This window comes from Chryseobacterium indologenes (assembly GCF_018362995.1).
GTDB lineage: Bacteria > Bacteroidota > Bacteroidia > Flavobacteriales > Weeksellaceae > Chryseobacterium > Chryseobacterium indologenes_G.
Window position 1 is genome coordinate 2,752,763 of the sequence record NZ_CP074372.1, and the last position, 26,605, is coordinate 2,779,367.

At 37.4% G+C, this 26,605-nt stretch carries 20 protein-coding genes; all 20 read right to left on the reverse strand.

What is annotated here, in order from left to right; all coding sequences use genetic code 11:
- Positions 1–5: 5 nt before the first annotated feature.
- The gene (locus DYR29_RS12440; RefSeq protein WP_249413495.1) at positions 6–353 is read right to left on the reverse strand and encodes a hypothetical protein; all 348 of its coding nucleotides are present in this window, start codon (positions 351–353) and stop codon (positions 6–8) included.
- Between the two features lies 1 nt (position 354).
- Positions 355–1,197 carry a DUF5777 family beta-barrel protein gene (locus tag DYR29_RS12445; protein ID WP_213277141.1) on the reverse strand — a complete coding sequence of 281 codons (843 nt, stop codon included), beginning with the start codon at positions 1,195–1,197 and terminating at the stop codon, positions 355–357.
- A 125-nt stretch (positions 1,198–1,322) separates the two neighbouring features.
- Positions 1,323–1,973, reverse strand: a complete 651-nt coding sequence (locus DYR29_RS12450) for a Crp/Fnr family transcriptional regulator (RefSeq protein ID WP_213277142.1) — start codon at positions 1,971–1,973, stop codon at positions 1,323–1,325.
- A gap of 196 nt (positions 1,974–2,169) precedes the next feature.
- Positions 2,170–4,323 carry a TonB-dependent receptor gene (locus tag DYR29_RS12455; protein WP_213277143.1) on the reverse strand — a complete coding sequence of 718 codons (2,154 nt, stop codon included), beginning with the start codon at positions 4,321–4,323 and terminating at the stop codon, positions 2,170–2,172.
- 24 nt (positions 4,324–4,347) lie between these two features.
- On the reverse strand, positions 4,348–4,911 hold the full coding sequence (locus DYR29_RS12460; RefSeq protein ID WP_213277144.1) for a hypothetical protein: 564 nt from the start codon (positions 4,909–4,911) through the stop codon (positions 4,348–4,350).
- Between the two features lie 14 nt (positions 4,912–4,925).
- Positions 4,926–5,396: a hypothetical protein gene (locus DYR29_RS12465; RefSeq protein ID WP_213277145.1), complete on the reverse strand. Its 471-nt coding sequence runs from the start codon at positions 5,394–5,396 to the stop codon at positions 4,926–4,928.
- A gap of 3 nt (positions 5,397–5,399) precedes the next feature.
- On the reverse strand, positions 5,400–8,234 hold the full coding sequence (locus tag DYR29_RS12470; protein ID WP_213277146.1) for a T9SS type A sorting domain-containing protein: 2,835 nt from the start codon (positions 8,232–8,234) through the stop codon (positions 5,400–5,402).
- 253 nt (positions 8,235–8,487) lie between these two features.
- On the reverse strand, positions 8,488–8,793 hold the full coding sequence (locus tag DYR29_RS12475) for a DUF3467 domain-containing protein (protein WP_002976436.1): 306 nt from the start codon (positions 8,791–8,793) through the stop codon (positions 8,488–8,490).
- Positions 8,794–8,880: 87 nt separating this feature from the next.
- Complete coding sequence (gene rpoC, locus DYR29_RS12480) at positions 8,881–13,146, reverse strand: DNA-directed RNA polymerase subunit beta' (RefSeq protein ID WP_142719649.1); 4,266 nt, start codon at positions 13,144–13,146, stop codon at positions 8,881–8,883.
- A gap of 84 nt (positions 13,147–13,230) precedes the next feature.
- On the reverse strand, positions 13,231–17,052 hold the full coding sequence (gene rpoB, locus DYR29_RS12485) for a DNA-directed RNA polymerase subunit beta (protein ID WP_213277147.1): 3,822 nt from the start codon (positions 17,050–17,052) through the stop codon (positions 13,231–13,233).
- 442 nt (positions 17,053–17,494) lie between these two features.
- Positions 17,495–20,092, reverse strand: coding sequence for a T9SS type A sorting domain-containing protein (locus DYR29_RS12490; protein ID WP_213277148.1), 2,598 nt, complete (start codon positions 20,090–20,092; stop codon positions 17,495–17,497).
- A 37-nt stretch (positions 20,093–20,129) separates the two neighbouring features.
- The gene (locus DYR29_RS12495; RefSeq protein ID WP_213277149.1) at positions 20,130–21,263 is read right to left on the reverse strand and encodes a hypothetical protein; all 1,134 of its coding nucleotides are present in this window, start codon (positions 21,261–21,263) and stop codon (positions 20,130–20,132) included.
- A gap of 127 nt (positions 21,264–21,390) precedes the next feature.
- A complete protein-coding gene (locus DYR29_RS12500; protein WP_213277150.1) occupies positions 21,391–21,825 on the reverse strand; it encodes a hypothetical protein in 435 nt (144 codons plus the stop codon).
- A 327-nt stretch (positions 21,826–22,152) separates the two neighbouring features.
- Positions 22,153–22,518, reverse strand: a complete 366-nt coding sequence (gene rplL, locus DYR29_RS12505; RefSeq protein WP_007845452.1) for a 50S ribosomal protein L7/L12 — start codon at positions 22,516–22,518, stop codon at positions 22,153–22,155.
- Between the two features lie 46 nt (positions 22,519–22,564).
- Positions 22,565–23,149 (reverse strand): 50S ribosomal protein L10, encoded by a 585-nt coding sequence (rplJ, locus tag DYR29_RS12510; RefSeq protein WP_213277151.1) that lies wholly within the window; start codon positions 23,147–23,149, stop codon positions 22,565–22,567.
- Positions 23,150–23,166: 17 nt separating this feature from the next.
- The gene (gene rplA / locus DYR29_RS12515) at positions 23,167–23,859 is read right to left on the reverse strand and encodes a 50S ribosomal protein L1 (RefSeq protein ID WP_047099699.1); all 693 of its coding nucleotides are present in this window, start codon (positions 23,857–23,859) and stop codon (positions 23,167–23,169) included.
- Between the two features lie 11 nt (positions 23,860–23,870).
- Positions 23,871–24,314 carry a 50S ribosomal protein L11 gene (gene rplK, locus DYR29_RS12520; protein ID WP_047425684.1) on the reverse strand — a complete coding sequence of 148 codons (444 nt, stop codon included), beginning with the start codon at positions 24,312–24,314 and terminating at the stop codon, positions 23,871–23,873.
- A gap of 327 nt (positions 24,315–24,641) precedes the next feature.
- Positions 24,642–25,310 (reverse strand): hypothetical protein, encoded by a 669-nt coding sequence (locus DYR29_RS12525; RefSeq protein ID WP_213277152.1) that lies wholly within the window; start codon positions 25,308–25,310, stop codon positions 24,642–24,644.
- Between the two features lie 7 nt (positions 25,311–25,317).
- Positions 25,318–25,965, reverse strand: coding sequence for a hypothetical protein (locus tag DYR29_RS12530; RefSeq protein ID WP_213277153.1), 648 nt, complete (start codon positions 25,963–25,965; stop codon positions 25,318–25,320).
- 12 nt (positions 25,966–25,977) lie between these two features.
- Complete coding sequence (locus DYR29_RS12535; protein WP_213277154.1) at positions 25,978–26,598, reverse strand: hypothetical protein; 621 nt, start codon at positions 26,596–26,598, stop codon at positions 25,978–25,980.
- Between the last annotated feature and the right edge of the window lie 7 nt (positions 26,599–26,605).

The window sequence follows — 26,605 nt, forward strand, 5'->3', positions numbered from 1 at the left end:
TTTTTTTAATTTTCATTTAATCCGTCAGCTTTCCATTTTATGAAAATATTAATCTGAGCAGCAGACAAAGAGCCTCCCTGGGGCATTTTCCCGGGATCACCGTTAGGTCTTTGGATACGGTCCAGAATTCCGTCTATATTATTTTTCACCTGATCGTAAGTAACCAGTGGTTTAAAACTTCCTGCAGAATGGCAGCCAATGCAAGAGTTATCCACAATTGGTTTTACATCTGCAGTATATTTTACAGGCACCGTGATGGGTGTATTATCAGAAATCTCTTCATAAGTTCTGCTGTCACACGCCGTCAGTATGATTGCTGACGATACTATCAATAAGGATGTTAGCTTTTTCATATTAAAAAACTCTATAAAGATTAAACCCAAAGAAAATATGTCCCTTTCCCCATGCTCCTGTGGCATTGGTAAGATATCCGATATCAGAATTAATCTGGGAGTTCGTCAGTAAAAGCTGGAACACGTGTCCTCCGGTTTCTATATCTACCCCTAACGATAATGGGTTTTTATAAAAACTGTGATCGTCGAAATTCACAAAGTATTCTGCATTCACAGAAACTCTTTTGGAAATTTTATATCGCCCTCCCAAACCTGCAAGAAACTGATTTCTGTTTTCAATATTAGGTTCGTAAAGGTTTTTATGAACAAAGGAAGGAGTAAGCTGTAAGGAGAGCTTATCATTGAATCTTCTTGAAATTAATGCCTGTGTAAGATAAGAAAGCCTGTCACTGAATTTAAGGTGTGGATAGGTATCTTTATCCAGCTCAGTATTGGCCCCCATTACATTGTATCCCACAATATCCACCGGGAAGTTTTCATTTTGTCTTACCAGTCTATATTTCACGGCTCCTTCAAATGTCTTCATATTCGTTTCTCTGGAAAGGCTTACGGATACAGCATCTGAAATACCATAGATAACGCCTAATTTGGTGGAGGCATGATCCAGACCGAAAAAGTCTTTAAATCCTGCGCTTATATCTCCAAATCTATGGGCAACAATAATGTACCATTCTTTTTTGGCAGCGAGTTTTGTGGATTGTCCTGTTACAATCTGAAGTGCTTTAAAGGCGGGTTGTGAAGTTTCTGTGTTGGTTTTCACCGTGTCAATATCTTTCAGCAGATCTTCCTGTGCAAAGACAAGACCTGAAGAAAATACTGACAAAAATAAGAGAGTTTTCGTCATATACAATTTGAATTAAATTATGATACAACAAACTTATTGAGTTCTCAATTCAAAAACAGGTGATAAAAGTCACCAGTCAAATTGTTTTTATCAATGATAGAAATAAACTTTTCAAACAATTAAAATTAGACTATCCTAACATTTTCATTTACAGACACTTTAATCCCTTCTTTGGTTTGAACAATTTCACCTTCGCTTTCAATTTTTTTCAAAACTCTGCTCACTACTTCCCTGGAGGTTCCCAAACTATTGGCAATTTCACGATGGGTAATCTTAATAGGATTGTTTCCTGTGGATAAAATCTGCTGTTTGATATAGTTTAGTACTCTTTTATCCAGCCTGTGAAACACTGCATCATTCACCATATTCATCACTTCGGAAAATCTGCGGTCATATTCATGGTAAAACAGCTTGTTGATTTCCGGGAATCTGATCAGCCAATCATGCATTACGGAAACGGGAATAAGAATAGCTTCCGAGTCTTCTTCCGCAATAGCATACACTCTGCTGACATAATCTGTAAGAATAGATGAGAAGGTCATGAGGCAGCTATCTTTGGGCTTAATATAGTAGTAGATAAGTTCTCTTCCATCATTAAGGGTAAATACCCTGATAGAGCCTTTGATAAGGAAAGGAACAAACTTATTTTTCTGCCCTTCTCTTATGATTTCAGTTTTTGCTTTTATATCAATGGCAACAGCATGTTTTTCCAGCTCAGATAAAAAAACAGCACCCAGAAAGCCAAATTTATTTACAGCGAACGCGTTATCAATCATATCCTATATTTTCTACTTTTTCTTAAACAAAGATATAAAATTGATGTATGGTTACTATATATTTTTATATTATTAAAGAAAATTAACAATTAAACAAATTCGATATTGATTTTTAGTGCAAAGTTTAGCATATAAAAAATGCCCCAATAAGAATCAGGGCATTTTTTTGTTCTAAATCAACTTTATAAGTTAAGTTTTAGAATCTGTATTTAAGATTGAATCCATAAAAGAAATAAGCTTTTCCAGGCCCGGGATTAAGATCTGTAGGAACAATGTAGTTACTTCCTTTATCTGAGTCATTAATATTATTTCCTAAGAATAGAAATGTATAGTTAGTCTGGTTTGTAAGATTATTCCCCATTACATATACATCCAGATCAAGTTTGTTAAAAGATTTTTTAAATCCTAATTTTGCATTAAGCAATCCAAACCCTTTCACCAGATTTTCATTTTTAAAATCAGAGTAAACATTTCCAAGATAATTATAGGTGTTCACAAGATAGAACCCTGGTTTGGTAAAAATGTCCAACCCGACAGCATATTTATTCCTTGGAACTCCTACTACCGATTTATGATCATAAGTTTCTTTTCTTCCTCCCACTAGAGTTGTAAAATCTTTATACTTCGCATCATAATAAGAAAGGTTGACAAATGGAACAATTCTTTCAATAAAAGAATTGTCTGTTCTGTACTGATAGCCTACGCTAAACTCAAATCCCGTATTTTTTTGGCTTCCGGTATTTGTCCAATAGGTTTGTCCCGGAACAGTGCTTCCAGGAATTACTAACTGTGTGAGCTTATCAGAATAGTCGATTCTGAATGCGGAAATACGGTAATCTAATTTTGTATTCAGTAAAAGTCCATGAACACTGAAGTCAAACATTTTTGCACGTTCAGGTTTCAGATCATCATTTACGGTATTGGTTGCTGTTATAAAAGAAGAAGCTGCCGTAGGAGAATTGTATCCTTCACTATAGCTTAGATTAAAGATCTGATGTTTCCATTCTTTCTGTAATGCAAAGTGAGGAGTATAAGCCATGTCATATTTCTTGTTGAAAGACTGATCCTTTCGGCCGGCAACTAATCCTGGCAATGCAAAAAGATCTTTCCTGTCATAATTGGTTCTATTTCCACTTACACCAGCCAACAAAGTAAGTCCCCAGGGTTTATACGTAAGATAATCGATCACAAAATAGGTGGATTGATTATTATTATATTTAAAATAAGAGGCTCCGGACATTCCTGTCGTTAGTAATGGTTGTGATGGATTAGTCCCATCGAAACGATAGCTGGACGTTGTAGAAACAGTGTTCTGTATCTCAGCTCCAAAATCTAACCGGTTTTCAAAATCTTTAAAATCATTCTTCAACGTAAAAGTAGAACGCAACCCTACATTCGGTGAACTTGTCACTCCATATGCTCCGGCTGAAACACTTTCTGTGTTTGCATTATAATAAAATAAGGTTGTATAGTTTCTTAAGTTTGAAGTAAGACTTACCATATTACTCAATCCTACTCTTGTTGATTTTATCTTTGTACCGGCATTTTTACTTATATAGGCCGTATTTCCGTTATCAATCCCTGCATAATAATCAGCATATGAAATCTGCCCTGAAGTGTGTTCATAGGAATAAGCCTGGCTTGCAAAGAAACTTAACTGATCTTTCTTGCCCAATTTCACCGTACCATTGACATTGAAAAAGTTTTTCAAACCTCCTCCTTTTGGTCTGTATCCATCTGTTTCAAGATGTCCGTACGCAGCGCTTACTGAATAATTATCATCAGCAACATTCAACTGTGTCCTTGACTGAAAAGTTTTGAAAGCACCAAACATTGCATTTTCTGAAACCGATGCTCCTTTTGTAAAATCCGGACGCGTGTAGAAGCGTACAGCGCCTCCTACTCCCCCTCCATACATCGTTGCTGCCGGACCTTTGATCACCTCAACATTGGTTACGTAAGCAAAATCCACATCATCCAGAACGGTTATCCCTTCAGCATTTGTTAAAGGCATATTGTTCCAATACGCTTTTACCCCCCAGTTATTAAATTTCTGGTCATTTCCATATCCTCTCAAAACGAGCCTCTGACCTCCGAAATTGGTTCGTTTATCTACCTGAAGTCCTGGCATTGTAGATAAAGTCTGATCTATTGCTGCGGGGTTATTTCTGTTAAGATCCTCTTCAGACAGCGTTTCTACAGATTGCGCGTGTCTTTTGAATTCAGCTCGTTCCTGTTTAATTTTTTTTCTCCCAAGGATATTGACTTCATCAATTGATCCTTCCTGCGTCTGCTGAGCATGTGCTATAGTACAGCCTAACAAAGCTGCTATGCATATATATTTTTTCATTATTTAAATTTGTTACCATTAATATTATATTCGCTTTATTATAAAGCTCATTTCCGGTGGAGGAAAAATAATGGATAAATAATGAGTGTTTTTCTGTTGATTATAATGTTTGGAAATGGTTTCTAAGAAATGATTTGTAAAAAGACAAAATTCTTTTTTATCAAAAACGGCAAAGGAACCTGAAGTCTTAAGTATACTTTTGTTTTGACCGGGAAGATTAATCTGCAGCTTTAAGCAAGTTTTTTTAAAAGCAAGTTTTTTTGAAAAGTCCAGTAAAGAATTGATGATGATATCTTTTTTATCAATATAACAGAGAAAATATTTCTTTCCATTCACTACACTGATCCGGACAATATCATAAGAAAATCTATGAAGTGTAAATTCTTTTTCTTCTTTCCATTCTGCTTCAGTAAGATCCTTTTCGGTAAAACAGATCGTTTCAGATTTTCTGAAATTACTCTTTGCAATACTATATTGTGTCTTTTCATACAATTCTCTTTTAACATGAGAAACTACAGAATACATCATATTGCTGAATAATATGATTACCGGAATACACAGAAAAATAAAAAGTAGTTTTTTATTCAAAGAATGAAAGATATTTAAGGGGCAGGTTCTTCAGATGATTCTACAGGAGTAAATTTTGAAATATTTATTTTGTAAAGTGTTTGAGATCCTTTTATAGTGTACTCTATCCAGTTATCTTTTGGATTTAATTTTTGAGGAACAGGATTTTCTACAGGTGCTCCAGCCTGCATTTGATCAGCAGTCTTTAAATCGTCATTATTTTTATAAGCAAGATTGCCTCTTATTATTATTGTACTGCCTGTATTATTTTGAATAAATGGAATAATATTTCCTTCCGCTCTAAAAGCTTTTACAGTGACAACACTATTATTTTTCTTCTTCAGTTTCACAGTATACACGGCTCCTCTTACACCGGCTCTTCCTCCTATCCACTCAGATTTTTCAGCAGAGATCACAGATACTGTCTTATCCTGAGATAAAGAGGATACCGGCATCCCGCAGGAAGCCAGCATCCAAAATAATATTAAATATATTTGATTATTCATTTTCTAATCATCATCACCTCCGGTACGTCCTAATACAAGGAAGTTACCACTATATACGATTTGACCTTTAGACTCGGCTTTCAAAATATAATTTCCAGGTACAAGCTTTTGTCCGAACTCTTCATCAGACTTTACATTTTTCTTACTGTATACCAATCTTCCTGAGCCATCCACAATGCTTATATCCACACTACTATATTTAGCAGTATCAAATCTCAGATGAGAAATTCCCTTGGAAGGGTTCGGATAGATAATGTTCATATCCTTTTTAGATTTGGTTTCAGCTGTTGATAAAGCAGGCACTGTATTCTGGGTTGTCCATGCTCCTCTACCATATGTAGAAACCAATACTGTTTTGGTAACTGGTCTGTAATCTAAATTGGTAATTCTTACATTTCCTATATTCCCGGTTACTGAAGCCCATTCAGGCGTTGTTGCAAGGAAACTAGTTGTTCCCCAAACTCCCATTTCGGTTCCTACCAGCACTTCATTTGGATTGTCTGGATTTCTTAATACAGTTCTTACAGGCATGTCAGGAAGGTTCCCTTCTTTGTTCTGCCATGTAGTTCCTCCATCTGTAGAGTAGAAAACACTGGTAAGGTTATAATTGGAGAAGGTTACGATAATTTCATTTTCGTTGGCGCCAAATTCTATGTCAGAAACAGTTCCTGTTATTGGTGATGTCAACAATGTTGCTGCGTATGCTGTGGTGTTGGCATTTGTTACTTTAAAGATTCTCCCCAGATTGGTTCCTACAAAAAGTGTTGTAGAAGCGGTTGTATAAGGAGATACTTTCATCCATGAAATCTGCTCATTTGTTTGTGCGGTTCCTACTGTCACCACATTATTGGTAAAAGATGTCGCTGATGCAGAAAGTCCACTTGTTCTGAAAAGTGTAAGTCCGGAACGGTAAGAATAGAAGACATCATTGGTTCTGTCTAAAGCAATTTCGTTTACAAAGTGCCCCATGTTCCTGTTAGCACTAGAAATAAGATAATATGAGTTGTTAGTCAATAAATAGTGGCTATTGTAAACATAACTTGCAATTTCATAATTATCCTGATCATCATATTCAGTATACATCCCATCTCCTCCTGTAGCAGACTGAGAGGTAAGGAAATTATTAGCTTGTGGCACTCCATACAGCCACCATGAGCCATTATCCTGTGCACCTGCCAGTAATTCTTCATTGGCTGGTGTTTTTATGGGATTCAGCATGGCAGAGTAAAACTGCGTTACATTATATCTGGTATTTCTGGGAGAAAACCCACCAACAGTACCAATATTAGCTTTATTGGCCGCATAATAGATCCCTCCATCATTTCCAAACATCATTTGCCCTGTTGCATAATTATTGTAAGGATTGAATACAATTTCATGCTGGTCAGCATGTACCTGTGAGACCTGCAAAGCAGCCATATTATTGTTATTTGACCACTTTGAGATCTGTGTCCAGCTTGTTCCTCCATTGGTAGATTTATGCAGATCAATACCTCCTATATACAAGGTATTATCATCCAGAGGATCTGTTGCAATGATCAGGTCATAAAAAGATTGCCCTCTTGTAAAGTCATTAGCAGGAATACTCGTATCGGTTGCTGTAGGCAGCGCCAAAACAGGCGCAGCATCATTTGTTGCCTGCCAGGTTGTTCCGCCATCTGCAGATTTTGCTATTCTGATAGGTTCTGCAGAAGATGCACCCTGCATAAATGCATATATTTTGTTGGCATCTGTTCTTGAAAGAGTAAAGTTGACTCTCGAACCACTGTTTCCTACATTGTATACCTGATTAAAAGTATTTCCGTCTGTGGATTTAAAAATTCGCCCACCGGAATCTATATTGGAGAATCTGGAAGATCTGGTAGAAACCCATACTGCGTTGTCTGCCCCAATTTCTATCTGTTGAATAGAATATCCTGTTGTACTGGTTACGCCAGTAGTTGTATTAAGAGCTAGTAAGCTGTTATTTTTTGTAAATGTTGTTCCACCATCTGTAGACTTGTACAATCCAGCCTGGCTTAATCCCTGCCATCCGTCATTAAACGAAATTCCTACATAAGCACCGCTTACTCCGGCATATACTTCTGATACGCCATTATTATTTCTTACTTTGATATCATTAATATAGAAGTTACCGTTTCTTACTCCGGAAGAAGAATAGGTAACAGGAATGGTAAAAATCTGCGTCCATGTTGTACCGCCATTGGTTGATTTCCATATCCCTGATCCTACAGCATCAGCAGTTGGAGCTTCTCCTGTTCCTACGTAAAAAATTTGTGGATTATTTGGGTCATAAGTAATACTTGAAATGGAGGTATTCGCCCAGAATGTACTTAATGGCTGCCATTCATTGGCTGCTACTGAAGGGTCCTGATTTACCCAAAGTCCTCCTGAAACGCTTCCTGCAAAAACTCTTTTCCCTGTAGGATCATTTGGATCATACATAATTGCCCTTGTTCTTCCTCCTACACTATATGGTCCTCTTTCAATCCAGGGCTCGTCTACTATTTTCCCTGTAGTAGAGGCATTGTGATTCGAAATAAAAGACATAGGTTGTGAAGGTTGATATTTACCTGTTAAGATATCCTCGTTTACCTTTGCCAGTCCTTCAAAGTTGGTTCTCCCTGTTACAGGATCCATTGTTCTTTTGTAATCCTCTTCATTGTATAAATTAGGAGGTATTCCTGCCGCTTTTGCATTTTTATGAACCTTTTTAAGATCTTTTTCATATTTAGCATACAGCTCCTGCAAATGCTTTTGATTTTCCTTAAGTGTACTTTGCTTTTGTGCGTACACATTCATGCAGAGTAGAACCGCTGCAATAGGGTAGATTTTCATTCCATTCAATTTTTTACAAATTTAACCAAGCAAAATGATAATTTTTAACTAATTTAAATTAATTTTTATTAATTTATAATAAGAATTAACAAAAATATTTCAATTTTATTATCCGTATTTTTTTAGTATATTTTTAAAATAAAATTACGAATAATAAAAAAAAGACAAAAAAGGAACCAATCAGTGAATTATACATCTCAAAAAAATACCCCGGCAAAAACCAGGGTATTCTTTATTTTATGTAAAAGAAATCTTACGCTTGAACGTTGTTTCCTCCTAATACGAAAGGCTCAACTTCTTTGATTTCTCCGAACTGCTGCTCGTAGTTAGCGATGTTCTGCTGAAGAGCGTTTAATACTCTTTTAGCGTGAAGTGGAGCAAGAATAACTCTTGATCTTACTTTAGCTTGCTGAACACCTGGCATCAACTGAATAAAGTCTACTACAAATTCAGATGGAGAGTGGTTTACTAAAGCTAGGTTAGCATAGATACCAGCAGCTACCATTTCGTTTAATTCGATGTTGATGTTTCCGTCTTGTGGATTTTGATTGTTGTCCATTGTTATAAATTATGTTTTTAAAATTCGAAATTTGAGATTGTGAAAATATAAAAATAATTTCAAATCCCAAATTTCAAATCATTAATTTTAGTTAAGGTCTTCGAATTCTTTCTTAGAACCTACAATAACGTTCTGATACTCTTTAAGACCTGTACCTGCAGGGATTCTGTGCCCTACAATTACATTTTCTTTAAGACCGTTAAGATCGTCTACTTTACCAGCAACAGCTGCTTCGTTAAGAACCTTAGTTGTTTCCTGGAATGATGCTGCAGACATGAATGACTTAGTCTGAAGGGCAGCTCTTGTAATACCTTGCAGTACAGGAGTTGCTGTAGCAGGAAGAGCTTCTCTTACTTCTACCAATGCTAAATCTTCACGCTTCAACTTAGAGTTTTCATCTCTCAATTCTCTTGCAGTAATCATCTGACCTGGCATAAATTCTTTAGAATCACCAGCGTCTACTACTACTTTAAGACCGAATACTCTGTTGTTTTCTTCCAAGAAATCATACTTGTGCTCAAGAGCTCCTTCAAGGAATTGAGTATCACCTCCATCTACGATAGATACTTTCGTCATCATCTGTCTTACGATAATTTCGAAGTGCTTGTCGTCGATTTTTACCCCCTGTAGACGGTAAACTTCCTGAATCTCATTTACCAAGTATTCCTGAACTGCTGTTGGGCCTTTAATTCTTAAGATATCTTCCGGCGTAATAGAACCGTCAGAAAGCGGAGAACCTGCTCTTACGAAGTCATTCTCCTGTACTAAGATCTGGTTTGATAATTTAACTAAATAAATTTTTCTTTCTCCAGTTTTAGCTTCAACAATAAGTTCACGGTTACCTCTCTTTATTTTTCCGTAAGAAACTACCCCGTCGATTTCAGTAACAACCGCTGGGTTTGAAGGGTTTCTAGCTTCGAATAATTCGGTAACTCTCGGAAGACCTCCGGTGATATCCCCTGCTTTTGCAGATTTTCTTGGGATTTTGATTAAGACTTTACCAGCCTTAATTTTTTCACCATCGTTAACCATTAAGTGGGCTCCTACCGGTAAGTTGTAAGCTTTCTGCTCAACACCTTTAGAGTCTACCACTTTCAAGGTAGGTACGGCTTTCTTATTTCTGGATTCAGAGATTACTTTCTCTTCAAATCCTGTTTGTTCGTCAATTTCAAGTTGGAATGAAATACCCTGGATAATATCCTCGTATTCTACCTTACCTGAAGTTTCAGCAATAATTACCGCGTTATATGGATCCCATCTACAGATTGTATCTCCTTTCTTCACTTTATCACCTGGTTTTACAGCTAATATAGATCCGTAAGGTACGTTAGCTACCATTAATGGAGTTCTAAGCTCATTATCAGCAACTAATCTGAATTCTGTTGAACGGGAAACCACAACCTCAGCAGTGTTACCGTTTTCATCTTCAGAAGTAATTGTTCTTACTTCATCCATTTCAACGATACCATCTCTTCTTGCAACGATAGATGGGTTTTCTGATACGTTTCCTGCAGTACCTCCTTGGTGGAAGGTTCTCAACGTAAGCTGAGTACCTGGTTCCCCAATTGACTGTGCTGCAATTACACCTACCGCTTCACCCATGTGAATCACTTTACCTGTTGCTAAGTTTCTACCGTAACATTTAGCACAGATCCCTTTCTTAGCTTCACAAGTTAATGGTGAACGAACCTCAACAGACTCTAATCCAGCCTCTTCGATTCTTTTCGCCAATGCTTCAATGATCACCTGATCTGCACTTGCAATAAGCTCGTCAGTTTCAGGATCGTAAATATTATGTAGAGATACTCTACCTAAGATTCTTTCAGAGATTTTTTCAACGATCTCGTCATTTTTCTTAAGTGCAGTAACTTCTGTACCTCTCAGCGTTCCACAGTCATCTTCTGTAACGATAACGTCCTGTGCAACGTCTACCAATCTTCTCGTTAAGTAACCAGCATCGGCTGTCTTAAGAGCGGTATCCGCAAGTCCTTTACGGGCACCGTGGGTAGAGATAAAGTACTCTAGAATCGAAAGACCTTCCTTAAAGTTTGCAAGGATCGGGTTTTCGATGATCTCCGCTCCGGTAGAACCGGCTTTCTGCGGTTTTGCCATCAAACCTCTCATCCCTGATAACTGACGGATCTGTTCTTTAGAACCCCTCGCTCCAGAGTCAAGCATCATGTATACAGAGTTGAAACCACCTTGGTCAGTTTTCATTCTGCTCATGATCATTTCAGTTAATCCTGCGTTGGTATTTGTCCAAACGTCGATTACCTGGTTATAACGTTCTGTATCGGTAATTAGACCCATGTTATAGTTAGCTCTAATTTCGTCTACAGTTTCAATTGAAGAAGCAATCATCTGCTTTTTCTCAACAGGAACTACAATATCCCCAAGTGAGAATGAAAGACCTCCTTTGAATGCGTTTGAATACCCTAAGTCTTTCATTGCATCAAGGAACTTCACAGTTGTAGGGAAGTCTGTATCAGCAAGGATCTTACCGATAACGTTTCTCAATGATTTCTTCGTAAGAAGTTCATTGATATATCCTACCTGCTTAGGTACAATCTGGTTAAATAAAATTCTACCTACAGAAGTTTCGATCAATCTTGTTACTATTACTCCGTCTTCTTTAACAGGTAGTCTACATCTTACCTTAGCATTTAAAGAAACTCTACCTTCAGCATAAGCGATTTCCGCTTCCTCAGGAGAATAGAATGCAAGACCTTCCCCTTTTACTTTCATATCTTCTGTAGAGCTCAATTCTTTAGTCATGAAATAAAGACCAAGAACCATGTCCTGAGAAGGTACTGTAATCGGAGAACCGTTTGCAGGGTTCAAGATGTTTTGAGAACCTAACATCAATAACTGAGCTTCAAGGATTGCCTCTGGTCCTAACGGTAAGTGTACCGCCATCTGGTCACCATCGAAATCGGCGTTGAATGCTGTTGTTACCAACGGGTGTAGCTGGATTGCCTTACCTTCGATCATCTTAGGTTGGAAAGCCTGGATACCTAGTCTGTGAAGAGTAGGTGCTCTGTTCAATAAAACAGGGTGACCTTTCATCACGTTTTCAAGAATATCATAAACTACAGGTTCTTTTCTATCAATAATTCTCTTTGCAGATTTTACAGTTTTTACAATTCCTCTTTCAATTAGTTTTCTAATGATAAACGGTTTGTAAAGTTCAGCTGCCATATCTTTAGGAATACCACATTCGTGAAGCTGTAAGTTTGGACCTACAACAATTACGGAACGCGCAGAGTAATCTACCCTTTTCCCTAGTAAGTTCTGACGGAAACGACCTTGCTTACCTTTCAATGAATCAGAAAGTGATTTCAATGGTCTGTTTGATTCAGATTTTACTGCAGAAGATTTTCTTGTATTATCGAATAATGAATCTACTGATTCCTGAAGCATACGCTTCTCGTTTCTCAAGATTACTTCAGGAGCTTTGATCTCCAATAATCTCTTCAAACGGTTATTTCTGATAATTACTCTTCTATAAAGGTCATTCAAGTCAGAAGTTGCGAAACGTCCTCCATCCAATGGAACTAATGGTCTTAATTCTGGTGGGATAACAGGAAGTACACGCATGATCATCCACTCTGGTCTGTTGATCATTCTTGTATTAGCACCTCTCAATGCTTCTACAACGTTCAATCTTTTAAGAGCTTCAGTTCTTCTTTGTTTAGAACCTTCGTTATGAGCTTTGTGTCTCAAGTCGAAAGACAATGCATCAAGATCGATTCTTTTTAATAGATCTTCTACAGCTTCAGCACCCATTCTGGCGATGAATTTGTTTGGATCAGAATCATCAAGATACTGGTTTTCTACAGGAAGAGTTTCCATAATATCAAGGTACTCTTCTTCTGTAAGGAATTCCATATTTTCGAAATCGGAACCATCTAATTTTTTAGCAATACCCTGCTGAATCACTACATATCTTTCATAGTAGATGATCATATCTAATTTCTTAGAAGGGATTCCTAAAAGGTATCCGATTTTGTTTGGCAATGAACGGAAGTACCAGATGTGAGCAATAGGAACGACCAATCCGATATGACCGATTCTTTCTCTTCTTACTTTTTTCTCAGTAACTTCTACACCACAACGGTCACAAACAATCCCTTTGTAACGAATTCTCTTGTATTTACCACAAGCACACTCGTAATCTTTTACAGGACCAAAGATTTTCTCACAGAATAATCCGTCTCTTTCAGGTTTGTGAGTTCTGTAGTTAATAGTTTCCGGTTTTAAAACCTCCCCTCTTGAGTCCTGTAAAATAGACTCCGGTGAAGCTAAACCGATGGTTATTTTATTAAATCTACTTGTTTTATTTTTATTTGACATTTGTTAGATTTTAAATTTTAGATTTTAGATTTTAGATTAATTTCTGAATGTTGCCATTCAACATTTATAATTTAAAATTTAAAATTATTCCTCTAGTCTTACGTCTAATCCAAGACCTTGCAGCTCGTGAAGTAATACGTTGAATGATTCCGGAATACCTGGTTCAGGCATAGATTCACCTTTTGCAATTGCTTCATAAGTTTTTGCTCTACCAATCACGTCATCCGACTTCACAGTCAAGATTTCTCTCAAGATATTGGATGCACCGAATGCTTCAAGTGCCCAAACCTCCATCTCTCCGAATCTCTGCCCTCCGAACTGAGCTTTACCTCCTAACGGCTGCTGAGTAATCAATGAGTAAGGTCCAATAGAACGTGCGTGCATCTTATCATCTACCATGTGTCCTAGTTTCAACATGTAAATGATACCTACTGTCGCAGCCTGAGTAAATCTTTCTCCGGTACCACCATCATAAAGGTGAGTGTGACCGAATTTAGGAAGACCTGCTTTCTCAGTATACTCAGTAATCTGATCAAGACTTGCTCCATCAAAGATTGGTGTAGCGAACTTCAATCCTAGTTTTCTACCAGCCCATCCAAGAACAGTTTCGTAGATCTGACCGATGTTCATACGAGAAGGTACCCCTAGTGGATTCAATACGATATCTACCGGTGTTCCATCTTCTAAGAACGGCATGTCTTCTTCACGAACGATTCTTGAAACGATACCTTTGTTACCGTGACGTCCCGCCATCTTATCTCCTACATTCAGTTTACGTTTCTTAGCGATGTAAACTTTAGCCAACTTCATAATCCCTGCTGGAAGCTCATCTCCGATTGAAATAGCAAATTTCTCACGGTTTTTAACTCCTTGGATGTCGTTATATTTGATTTTGTAATTGTGAATTAATTGTTTGATTAATTCATTCTTATCAGCGTCTACTGTCCAGTCTGCACCACTAACATTTACATAATCTTCAACTGAAGTCAATAATTTGTGAGTAAATTTCACACCTTTACCGATGATTTCTTCGTCAAGGTCATTTTGTACCCCTTGAGAAGTTTTACCGCTTACCAGTGTATTTAATTTTTCAATTAAAGTATTTCTCAACTCGTCAAATTTAGCCTTGTAAGTGTTTTCAATTTCTTCAAGTCTAAGTTTTTCTTCAGTTCTTTTCTTTTTGTCTTTAATGTTTCTGGAGAACAATTTCTTGTTGATAACAACTCCTCTTAATGAAGAGTCAGCTTTTAATGATGCATCTTTTACATCACCAGCTTTATCACCGAAGATTGCTCTAAGAAGTTTTTCTTCAGGAGTCGGGTCAGATTCACCTTTTGGAGTAATTTTACCAATCATGATATCTCCAGGCTTCACTTCAGCACCGATTCTGATCATACCGTTCTCGTCAAGATCTTTGGTAGCTTCTTCAGATACGTTTGGAATATCTGCTGTAAGCTCTTCCATACCTAATTTGGTATCACGAACTTCAAGAGAATACTCATCTACGTGGATTGAAGTAAACCAGTCTTCACGTACAACTTTTTCGTTGATTACGATTGCATCCTCAAAGTTGTACCCTTTCCAAGGCATGAACGCTACTACTAAGTTTCTACCAAGAGCTAATTCTCCTTTTTCGGTAGCATAACCGTCGCAAAGTACTTGTCCTTTCTCCACTACATCACCTACTCTTACGTTTGGTCTTAGGGTAATAGTTGTACTCTGGTTGGTTTTTCTGAACTTAGTAAGTTTGTATGTTTTAGTAGCAGACTCGAATTGTACTAAATCTTCGTCTTCGCTTCTTTCATATTTAATAACGATTCTGTCAGCATCTACGTACTCTACAGTACCTGTACCTTCAGCGTTAATTAAGATTCTTGAATCTCTTGCAACTTGCTGCTCAAGCCCTGTACCAACGATTGGAGCCTGTGGCTTCAATAGAGGAACGGCCTGACGCATCATGTTAGATCCCATCAATGCACGGTTCGCATCATCATGCTCCAAGAAAGGAATCAATGAAGCGGAAATACCTGAGATCTGGTTTGGAGCTACATCGATAAGGTTAACCTGAGCAGGCTCAACTACCGGATAGTCACCATCCAATCTTGCAATAATTCTGTCTGTTAAGAAGTCTCCGTTATCACTCAATTCAACGTTTGCCTGAGCAATTACTTTATCTTCTTCATCTTCTGCATTTAAGTAAATAGGATCAGCGTTAAGGTCAATCTTACCACCTTCTACTTTTCTATATGGAGTTTCGATGAAACCAAGGTTATTGATTTTCGCATAGATCCCTAGAGATGAAATCAAACCGATGTTTGGTCCTTCCGGAGTTTCAATCGGACAAATTCTTCCGTAGTGAGTATGGTGAACGTCACGAACCTCGAAACCTGCTCTTTCTCTTGATAAACCACCAGGCCCTAGTGCAGATAATCTTCTCTTGTGAGTGATCTCTGATAACGGGTTGGTTTGGTCCATGAACTGAGAAAGCTGGTTGGTACCGAAGAATGAGTTGATTACAGATGTTAATGTCTTAGCATTTACAAGGTCAAGCGGAGTAAAGATTTCGTTATCTCTAACGTTCATTCTTTCCTTGATTGTTCTTGCAATTCTTGAAAGACCTACTCCGAACTGTCCTGCCAGCTGCTCACCAACAGTTTTAATTCTTCTGTTTGATAAGTGGTCAATATCATCAACCTCAGCTTTAGAGTTTACAAGTTCGATTAAGTGTCTTACGATCGCAATGATATCTTCTTTTGTAAGAACCTCAGTTGTTGTAGGAATGTTAAGACCTAACTTTTTGTTCAATCTGTAACGTCCAACTTCACCTAAAGAGTATCTCTGCTCAGAGAAGAATAATTTTTCAATGATTCCTCTTGCAGTTTCCTCATCTGGCGGATCTGCGTTTCTTAACTGACGATAAATATACTCTACCGCTTCTTTTTCAGAGTTAGTAGGGTCTTTTTGTAATGTATTCTGGATGATAGAGAATTCGTTGCTGTTTTCTTTGTGAATCAGGATTGATTTCACACCAGCATCCAGGATAAGATCTAAATGTTCTTTTTCCAGGATTGTTTCTCTATCCAGGATGATCTCATTTCTTTCGATAGAAACTACTTCACCTGTATCTTCGTCTACGAAATCTTCGAACCAAGTGTTCAATACTCTCGCAGCCAATGTTCTCCCTTCCACTTTTTTAAGGGCAGCTTTAGAAACTTTCACTTCTTCCGCAAGGTCGAAGATCTGAAGGATATCTTTATCAGATTCGTATCCTATAGCTCTTAATAAAGTTGTTAATGGTAATTTTTTCTTACGGTCGATATATGCGTACATTACGCTGTTGATATCAGTTGTAAATTCCATCCAAGATCCTTTGAAAGGGATAATTCTTGAATAGTAAAGTTTGGTTCCATTCGCATGGTAAGTTTGTCCGAAGAATACACCAGGTGAACGGTGAAGCTGCGTAACAATAACTCTCTCAGCACCGTTGATGATGAAAGAACCACTTGGTGTCATGTAAGGAACCGGACCTAAATATACGTCCTGAACCACTGTCTGGAAATCTTCGTGTTCCGGGTCAGTACAATACAGTTTAAGTCTAGCTTTTAGAGGAACTGAATAAGTAAGTCCTCTTTCCACACACTCATCGATTGAATAACGTGGAGAATCTACCAGATAGTCCAGGAATTCTAATACGAATTGGTTTCTAGAATCCGTAATTGGGAAATTCTCTTGGAAAGTCTTGTAAAGAGCTTCTGTCTTTCTGGCTTCAGGAAGTGTATCAAGCTGGAAAAATTCTCTGAAAGACTCAATTTGGATATCCAAAAAGTCCGGAGTGATGATTTTTCCTTTCGCTGATGAGAAATTAATTCTCGGATTTCCTTGAGTTGTTGATTTTGTTTTACTCATAAAACTTTTAAGAAAGGGTTAAAAAATATTTTGATTCATTAAAAAATATCAGAAAAGAACAAAAAAACAAGGTAAAAGTAAAAGGTAAAAGTGTTTTTGGCGCTCACAGAAGACCTCAGGACTCTTTTAACTATGCACTTGGCTCTTTCTAACTGCAACACTGGTATATCTTTTCACAGTGTAATGCAAAATATTTTTATTACTTTTGAGGCAGCATTACCGCAATATCTACATATACGAAATCCCTCTCACGTTTTCACAATGAAAGAGTTGATTTTCAGTATTTTATAAATTTACAAACAATTTTTCGCGCCAAAAGAAGGGCAAAGATACAAAAATCTATCTACAATAACAAATAAATCATCTCATTTTGAGACTCTTAAAAACAAGAGAGGCTGCTCAAACATGAGCAACCCCTCCACAACACAAGCTAATCTTATGACTATTTCACAATAACCTTATAAGATTTTATTTTTGATTTGGTTTCTATTTTAATGATATAAACCCCTGTAGGAAGTGAAGATGTATCAATACCGGTATTGGCATTGAACTTATCTGTCTTAATTACCTGTCCCTGTGCTGAGAACAGAGTATACACTCCTTCTTCTGCAGATGTAATTCTAAGATTTTCTCCTGCTTTTACCGGGTTTGGATATACTTTCACATCATTGGCAGCATCAGTAATTTCTGCAGCTGTGGTTTTTGCAGCAGTTTTAGGAGCATTTTTCAGTAATGAAGCATATGGTGAAAGCGGAGAATCAGGAGAACCTCTTTTCACCAGGTCAGTATCTACAACAGCCTGAATACCATCTTTATCCTGATCATTAATTGTAGAGATAAATCCACCTCCTAATGTATCCAGATTACCTTTTCCGATCTTATAAAGGTCAGGATCTGATCCGTTGGAAGTAATATCCAGGAAGTCCGGCTTATCATCTCCATCTGTATTTTTGATTGCATATTTCAATACTCCTGAGTCTGGTGATGTTTCCAGAATATCAGCGATACCGTTTTTACCTACCGGAACATTAGCATCGATAACTCCGTTGTGATCTGCATCAATCTGATTGATGACTGACGTTGGAATTCCTGATTCAAACAAATCTAAGATACCATCGTTATCAGAATCAAGGTCCAGATAATTCGGAACTGAATCTCCCAATACCGGCGTTAACAGGATATCTCCTTCATTATCATCATCCTGGAATTTTCCATTTTTGTCAAAGTCTTCCACAGCATCAGGAATACCGTCGTTATCAGAATCCAGATCACAAGCATCCACAATACCATCTCCGTCTGTATCCAATGCAGGAGATTTATCATTCACTTCAGTACATCCTTCTGCACAGTCAGGAATTCCGTTTCCGTTATTATCTATGCTGTCATCACCTCCAGGGCAACGGTCAAAACAGTTTGGAACACCATCATTATCATCATCTCTGCTCGCAAAAGCATTATAGATATAATAATTCTGAGGAATACGAACTGCTGTTCCGCTGTTGAATGTAATTTTAATACGATTGAAAGGCTTTGTTGCTTTTCCTCCGACATAGAATTTATTTGAATTCGTTGTGAAGAAGTTTCCGCTGATAAGACTTCCTGAGCTTGTAAAGGTATCTGTCAATGTATTTCCATTGTACAAAGTCACGGTGATATTTTCCAACACACTTACTCCAAGAAGATTTCCTGCTTTTTCTACGGTGAACCCAGCCATTGTATTAACAGGAAGCACAGTATTACTGCTTACCGTTGCAAAGGCTGAAAAAATGCTAAGAAAAGATGCCGCAGGAACAGTAGCCGTTGCATAATTAGATGGGTTATTATCTACAATAGCTTCCGGATTGGTCATCTTCGCTAAAATAAGACCAAGGAATCCCGGACCTGATGTCCATGAAGTTCCGGTTACCAAATTTCCAGGTACCGCAGAACCACTTGTCTGGATTTTATCATCACATTCGCAAGAAACTGGTTCTTCAAAAGCGTAATAAACTTTTAAAGCTCCTAAATTAAATCCAACTGTCTGTGTAATTTTTAATCGTACTTCATTGAAAGGCTTAGTAGTCGTTAATGTAACTTTCTGTTTTCCTGAACCGAATCCCAACACTTTTATATTAATCAGACCACCTCCGTCAGACAGTTGTTTTGAATCCTGAAGCTGTCCGTAAAGGTAAGTTTCTATTGTAATATTCTTTAAAAACTCTGCACTTAAAAGTTTCCCCTGATCATCCGGCTCTATTACAAAACCTGTTCTGTTACCTGCAGGATACACCTGATTTTTGTCAAGAACTCCAACTGAATAAGATCCCAGCAATCCGACAGGAAGAACTATTGATCCGTAAGAGTTTTTATTTCCATCTCCAATTCTTTCTTTATTCTGAACATAAGAAAGCGGAGCCAGGAAACTGCTGCTTCCGGATACATTCCCGTCAACACCGCTTCCTGCAATGATATCATCACAAATACCATTATTGTCTGTAGGTACTTTTGCAGGATCAAATGCAAAGGCATAATATACATTCATAGCACTGAATACGGAAAGAACATTGGTTTGATAGAGTCTTACTTCATCAAATTCTTTTGAAGTTTTAAAATGTAAGAATATTCTGTTTTTACTTCCTCCGAATGCAGGAACTGATAAAAGAGTACTGCTGGTAGTGGTCTCCTGAAGAACACCATTTTTATAAGTACTGATTCGTAAAGAGCTCAACAGATCAACAGTAATAAAACTCGTTCCAAGATCTACATTGAATCCGGTAATATATCCTGCAGGATAAGTTGTATTTTTATTCTTCACAGAGATTCCGTTTCCACTTAACAGAGAAGCGAAATTCCCCATGCTTACGCTGTTGTCAAGACTTGCATCCACCACCGAATTCATGCTTCCGTTATAACATGCCAGGCAGATCCCTGAATTGTTGACAGGTTTTGCCTCTACACCCATCCCACGGATAGGCTCATAGCCCTGCTGCGCAAATACTACTGCTGACATCATGAGTGTCATAAGCATCACAGCTAACTTTTCGAATAATTTTCTGGTCATTTTTATTTTTTTAAGGTTTGTGTTTATTTGTATTGAATTAGTAAAGTGCTTTCCAGTTAGTCCCATTACAGCCTTCATGTACTCTGGCGGTTGTATTATATCGGATTGCACCCTCCTCAGCAGTAGAACAACTTGCATTAGCACCTGAAGCGATTCCTTTCATCTGAATGGCAGCACCTGTAGCAGTAGCTGCGGTAGGAGTCATATTGATTCCTAATATGGTGTCTGTACCGTTATTTTTATTGAAGAAAACGTGTTGTTTGTTGGCATAAACCAGCTGTCCAGCTGCTGCCTGACCTGAAAATCCTATTGCAAAAGCTTCTGTACCGGTGGCTGTGTTCGCTGAACCGACAGCAATATTGTTCAATGATGTTGTATTTCCGCTTCCGATGGCAATCCCACCACTGTTGATATGATTGTTCCCAACCGTGAGTCCTGTGAGTCCTGTTACCGTATTAAGGTTTCCAAATACCAAATTATTAGGTCCTGTAGCATTGTTGGTATTCCCTATTACTTTAGCACCATTATTTGCTGTATTTCCCATTCCGATAGCAACAGCGAGAAAATTCCCCTGTGCAGAGACAGTATTGTCTTTTCCCAATGCAATATTAGAAGAGGTACTGTTGGTAAGAATATTATTGGATCCCCAGGTGAATGACGAGTAAGGACCCGTTGCAGAATTGGAATTTCCACCTTGCAGGGTTCCATTCGTATCTAATATTCCTTTTACATTTTTCTGAGTAGCCAAAACCAAATTCTGACCGTCATTTGTTCCTAAATAATTTCCGTTGCCAATATCAGTTCCTAAGGTTGCCGTTGTTGCTGTTGTACCGGAATTTCCTACTGTACGCCAGCTTCCGCTTATGCTTAGCCATTTGGCACCATCAAAATAATAATACCCTGGTGAAACGACATCAATGGTCTGTCCGGACGGTGTAGCTTCAGCCGAGGTAACGTACACTATGGCTCCTGTTTGGGCCGTCGTATAGTTTTTAGCTTTTAATTGTACACCTGTAAGCCTGGGAGCAATCACGCCATCAAGTTTACCGGGGTTGGAAGGTGAGCCTACTATATCAAAGGTTGCCTGAGCTTGTCCAGTATTAATCCCAACCTGTGCTAATGCCGGCAAACCAAATGATAAAAGAGTGATAGTAAATAATCTGTTTTTCATGTCTAATGATATTTGCTGTTTTTTATGTGTGTGTGTTTTTGAAAGGCAATTCTCGGGCGTTCTCACTCAAATAATAAATGAAATAACAGACAGTGCTGTGAGAAAGCGTATAAGATTGTTAGAAATATTAAGAGATAAAAGAATGGATTAATTTATCAGGAATTTTAATAATAAACTTAAAACCATCAACAAGTTTAAAAGGATTGATACAGAACTTGCGGACTTCAATAAATGCCAGGAAAATATATTCTTTGCAGACAGAGTAAGAAAAAGTCCATACAGAGGCAAATCTTATATTTCTCAGGAGAAATAACTGGAGATCATTATTCTTAAAAAAAGAAAAATTATACTGATGACTATTGCAATAGAATGCAAAAACTTCATTTTGAACAGCAGACAATTTGTTTGCAGCCGTCAAATCATTTCCTGCTTCAGACAGATAATCTGAAACATCAGCTAAACATCGCTGGGGATGATTATTTATAACTGTGCAATAAGGTAATTCAGTCTTACCTATTGTGCCAGCTATAAACTTAGCGTTTAATTTTCCTACAGCCGCCATAAGCAACAGAATTGTAATCTTGTGGCCGTAGGAAAGAAAATAATTTCTATCCAATTATGTTGTGTTTTTTCGGTACAAATATAATATTTTTTTAACCAAAACAATATTTTATTAGTAAAAAACCAAACAAAATTAACAAATATTAAAATACAACTAAAATATTATGTTAATTATTATTAAATAAACAATCATATTAAAATATAACAAATAAAGAATGAATAATATTCAAATACTATTATAAAATAAAACACGCATTTACAAAGACTTACATACAAAAAAAGAGCCCGGGCAAATGCCCGGGCTCCTATATTTATAATAAAATTGAAATTATTTCAATTCTACTTCAGCACCAGCTTCTTCTAATTGCTTCTTAAGAGCTTCAGCTTCGTCTTTAGAGATACCAGTTTTGATTGGAGCAGGAGCACCATCTACGATATCTTTAGCTTCTTTAAGACCAGCACCAGTTAAATCTTTTACTAATTTAACGATAGCTAATTTAGAAGCACCTGCAGACTTAAGAATTACGTCGAATTCAGTTTTTTCTTCAGCAGCTTCACCACCACCTGCAGCAACTACTACAGCAGCAGCAGCTGGCTCAATTCCGTACTCATCCTTAAGGATAGTTGCTAATTCGTTTACGTCTTTTACTGTTAAGTTTACTAGCGTTTCAGCTAAATTTTTTAAATCTGACATTGTTGTAATGTTTTTGTTGATTATTTATTTAATTTCTTGAGTGTAATTATTCAGCACTTGTTTCTTCAGTGCTTTCTGCAGCAGCTTCTGGAGCTTCAGCAGGAATTTCTTCTACCGCAGGAGCAGCTTCTTCAGCTTTAGCTTCTACAGTTTCAGGTTTGTTTTGAAGAGCAGAAACAACTCTTTGAATTGGAGATTGAAGTAATCCGATGATTTCTCCGATCATTTCTTCTCTAGACTTGATGTTAGCAAGTGCAGATAAGTTTTCGTCTCCAACGTAGAAAGTTTCCTGAACAAAAGCAGACTTTAAAGCTGGCTTTTCTTCTTTCTTTCTGAAACCTTGGATTAATTTTGCTGGACCGTTTGCAGTCTCAGAAATCATTAATGCAGAGTTTCCTTTAAAAGTCTGGAACATTTCAGAGTAATCTACTCCTTCAATCTGCTCCATTGCTTTTTGTAAAAGTGTATTTTTCACCACTTTCACTTTGATATTTTGCTTGAAAGCCTGTCTTCTGAATTCTGAAGACTTCGCAGCGTTCAAACCGTCTAGATCTGCTACGTATACTACTTTTGCATCCTGAAGCAAGTCTTTGATCTCTTGTATTGCTACAACTTTTTGGTCTTTTGTCATTGTCTTAAGGATTTATATTAGTTAACAGATTTAGTATCGATTGCAATACCAGGGCTCATTGTAGAAGACAAGTAAATGCTTTTTACATAAGTTCCTTTAGCAGCAGTTGGCTTCATTTTGATCAATGTAGAGATCAATTCCTGCGCATTTTCTTTGATCTTAGCAGCATCGAAAGATACTTTACCAATACCAGCGTGGATGATACCATACTTGTCTACTTTGAAATCAATTTTACCTGCTTTCACTTCAGTTACTGCTTTACCAATTTCCATTGTTACAGTTCCTGATTTAGGGTTTGGCATTAAACCTCTTGGACCTAATACTCTACCTAATGGACCTAATTTACCCATTACAGCTGGCATAGTAACGATAACGTCAACATCTGTCCAACCTTCTTTGATTTTTTGTAAATATTCGTCAAGACCTACATAATCAGCACCAGCAGCTTTAGCTTCTGCTTCTTTATCTGGAGTTACAAGAGCTAATACTTTAACATCTTTACCAGTACCGTGAGGAAGAGATACAACACCTCTTACCATTTGGTTTGCTTTTCTTGGGTCTACCCCTAATCTTACAGCGATATCTACAGAAGCATCAAACTTTGTAGTGTTCACCTCCTTTACAAGAGCTGAACCTTCTTCAAGGTTATAGATTCTTCCTTTTTCTACTTTGCTTAAAGCTTCCTTTTGCTTTTTAGTTAATTTTGCCATTTCTTTAAGTTTTAAGCGTTAGTTGGTTTAGTTCCTGTTACTCTTAATCCCATAGATCTAGCAGTACCTGCAACCATAGAAACTGCAGAGTCTGTTGTAAAACAGTTAAGATCCGCCATTTTATCTTCAGCGATTTTCTTTACTTGTTCCCAAGTTACAGAACCTACTTTGTTTCTGTTTGGTTCACCAGAACCTCCCTTGATCTTAGCTGCATCCATTAACTGGATTGCTGCAGGTGGAGTTTTAATAACGAATTCAAAAGATTTGTCTTCGTATACTGTAATTACTACAGGTAAAACTTGCCCTGGCTTATCTTGGGTTCTTCCGTTAAATTGCTTACAAAACTCCATGATGTTCACACCTGCAGAACCCAATGCTGGACCTACTGGTGGAGAAGGGTTAGCTGCGCCACCTTTCACCTGAAGCTTTACCATTTTAAAGACTTTCTTAGCCATTGTTTGTTTTTTAAATTTGAATAATTAATGAGTTTGGAAGCATTTATTATTCAGTAGGTTATGCACTCACATAACAATAAACCTACTTTTTGGACTGCAAAAGTATAAAATATTTTTTAAATAGCAAACGGAAATTGCTGATTTTTAAAAAGTTTTAAAAAAATAATCGAGATACAGAATTATTTTTCCAGATCCTCTTTTGTGATGTCCTCTTTCGAGAGGAATTTTGAAATATATCTCACCCGGTTTTAAAAAGTGACCCTTTTAGCCAAAAAAAAGAAGAACATACATTTGCTCTTCTTTTTTATTTATGGATTCAAAGAATTACTAAAAACCTGATGGTTTCGTAATTGTTTGGGTAGAACCATTATTCCCGCCAAGATCAGCAGTAACATCACTGATATTTTGCTTTGTAATCAACCTTCTGTAAGCCATAAGATAAAGATCTACCGTAAAGTTGTTATAGTTTCTTGACGGACTAGATGAGTTCACAGCAATAATTCTACTGTCTGTAAATCTTGCTCTGATATGCCATGTTCCGTTACTTTTGAAAGCAACAACATCAGGTGAGCCCTGTTTGTTATCATTAATACCGTTGTCGCCATAATCAAGCATCACATTGGTATTTCCGTCATTCAGTTTGAATGAGTAGTTATGAAGCACAACCAGAAAGTTATTTGCATCAATTTTGGTATCATAATCCGTGATTCCCGCACCTGATATTCCGGTAAGACTAAGCTTAAGGTAATTGAACAAACCGCTGCTTTCCAAAGCCGGATCATACAATTGCAAACCATTTTGTGAAGTTGCTAAGAAACTACCTCCTGTCATGGTAGGCTCACCCGGATTTCTCAGATATAAAGAATTCGTGTATGTTTTTCCGTTAACGTCAAGTGTTTCTGTAGGATTAGCGGTGTTTATCCCTACTTTTCCTATTTGGGCATTCAAGAATATCCCCATACACATGATTATTGTGATATAAATTTTTCTTTTCATAGTTTTTTTATTGAAGCCCTAGAGGCGTGTTGGTTGATACTCCCGAATAAGCCGGTGAAGCAGATGCCGAAACTGAACCATTGAAAGTTCCCCAGTCTTTAACTAATGATTTTTCAAAGACATTCAGCGTAAGCGTCCATGTTCCATTTTGGGATGAAACGGTACCGGCTCCTTTAAAGCTTAAATTAATCGCATGATAATTTTTACCTCCACTTGCTACCTGAGTAACTTCAGTAGAATAAGAACCATATGATTTTGGGTTAGTCGTTGTATTAGCTGCCGACACCGCTCCTGTAAAAACAGCACCTGTAATGGCCACAACATATTTACTTACATCTAATCCTGTATTGAGATTCACTACTTCATCCTGTCTCACATTTTTCAATACAATATTATACATATTTACAGGGGCTACATTACGGAGCGATATATCCAACAGCTTTACCTTACCTACCGGTGAAGTATCTTTTGAACGGGTAAGAAGAAGATAGTTTCCGCTTGCCTTCGTATTTTCAGTATCTATTAAATAGGACTCTACCAATGCTTCTCCTTCAACATCGAGAGTTCCTTTGGGTGTGCTAGTATTAATTCCAACTTGTGCATTAATGCTTAAAGCAGCAAAACCCGTAAAGAGTATCGCAATAATTTTTTTCATAAAGTATTTGTTTTATTGAATTAATGGAGCTGCAGCAGCACCCGTTGTTGAAGCATTAAGGCTTTGTGTAGAATTAAAATCTTTGGCATAGGATCTGTCAAATACCAACAAATTCAGTGTCCAGACTCCTGTAGGAAAAGAGTTGTCAGGGGAAAAGCCCTGATAATCTGCTTTAAGCTTCCATGTTCCTCCTGCAGAATAAGCAAAAATCTGAGGTACCGGTGTAAGCCAATCTGCAGAAAAAGTTCTTGTAGGTTGTGTAAATCCAAAGGAAGAAATTACTACCAAAAATTTACTAGAGTTGATCTTTGTGTCAAATTGATTTACCCAATCCTTGTCTGAAGGATCACAGGTAATTTTAAATTGAATAAGGTTAATCGGTGCCGGAGAATTGGGTACAAAGGAATCGTTGTACGCTGTAATTTTGTTTTCCGGAGCTGGAGATTTGATAATGAAAGTGTAATTCTCATCTGCTTTCAATTTCTCCATAGGTTGCTTGAAAACAACTCCTGATGTCTTCATTGTACCGTTCACGGTAAGTTCTTTTTCTGGTTTCGTAGTATTGATACCAACCTGCGCACTTGCGAGTACGGACGTACCCACAAGAATGACCATCGAAATAATTTTTGTCATTGAGTTA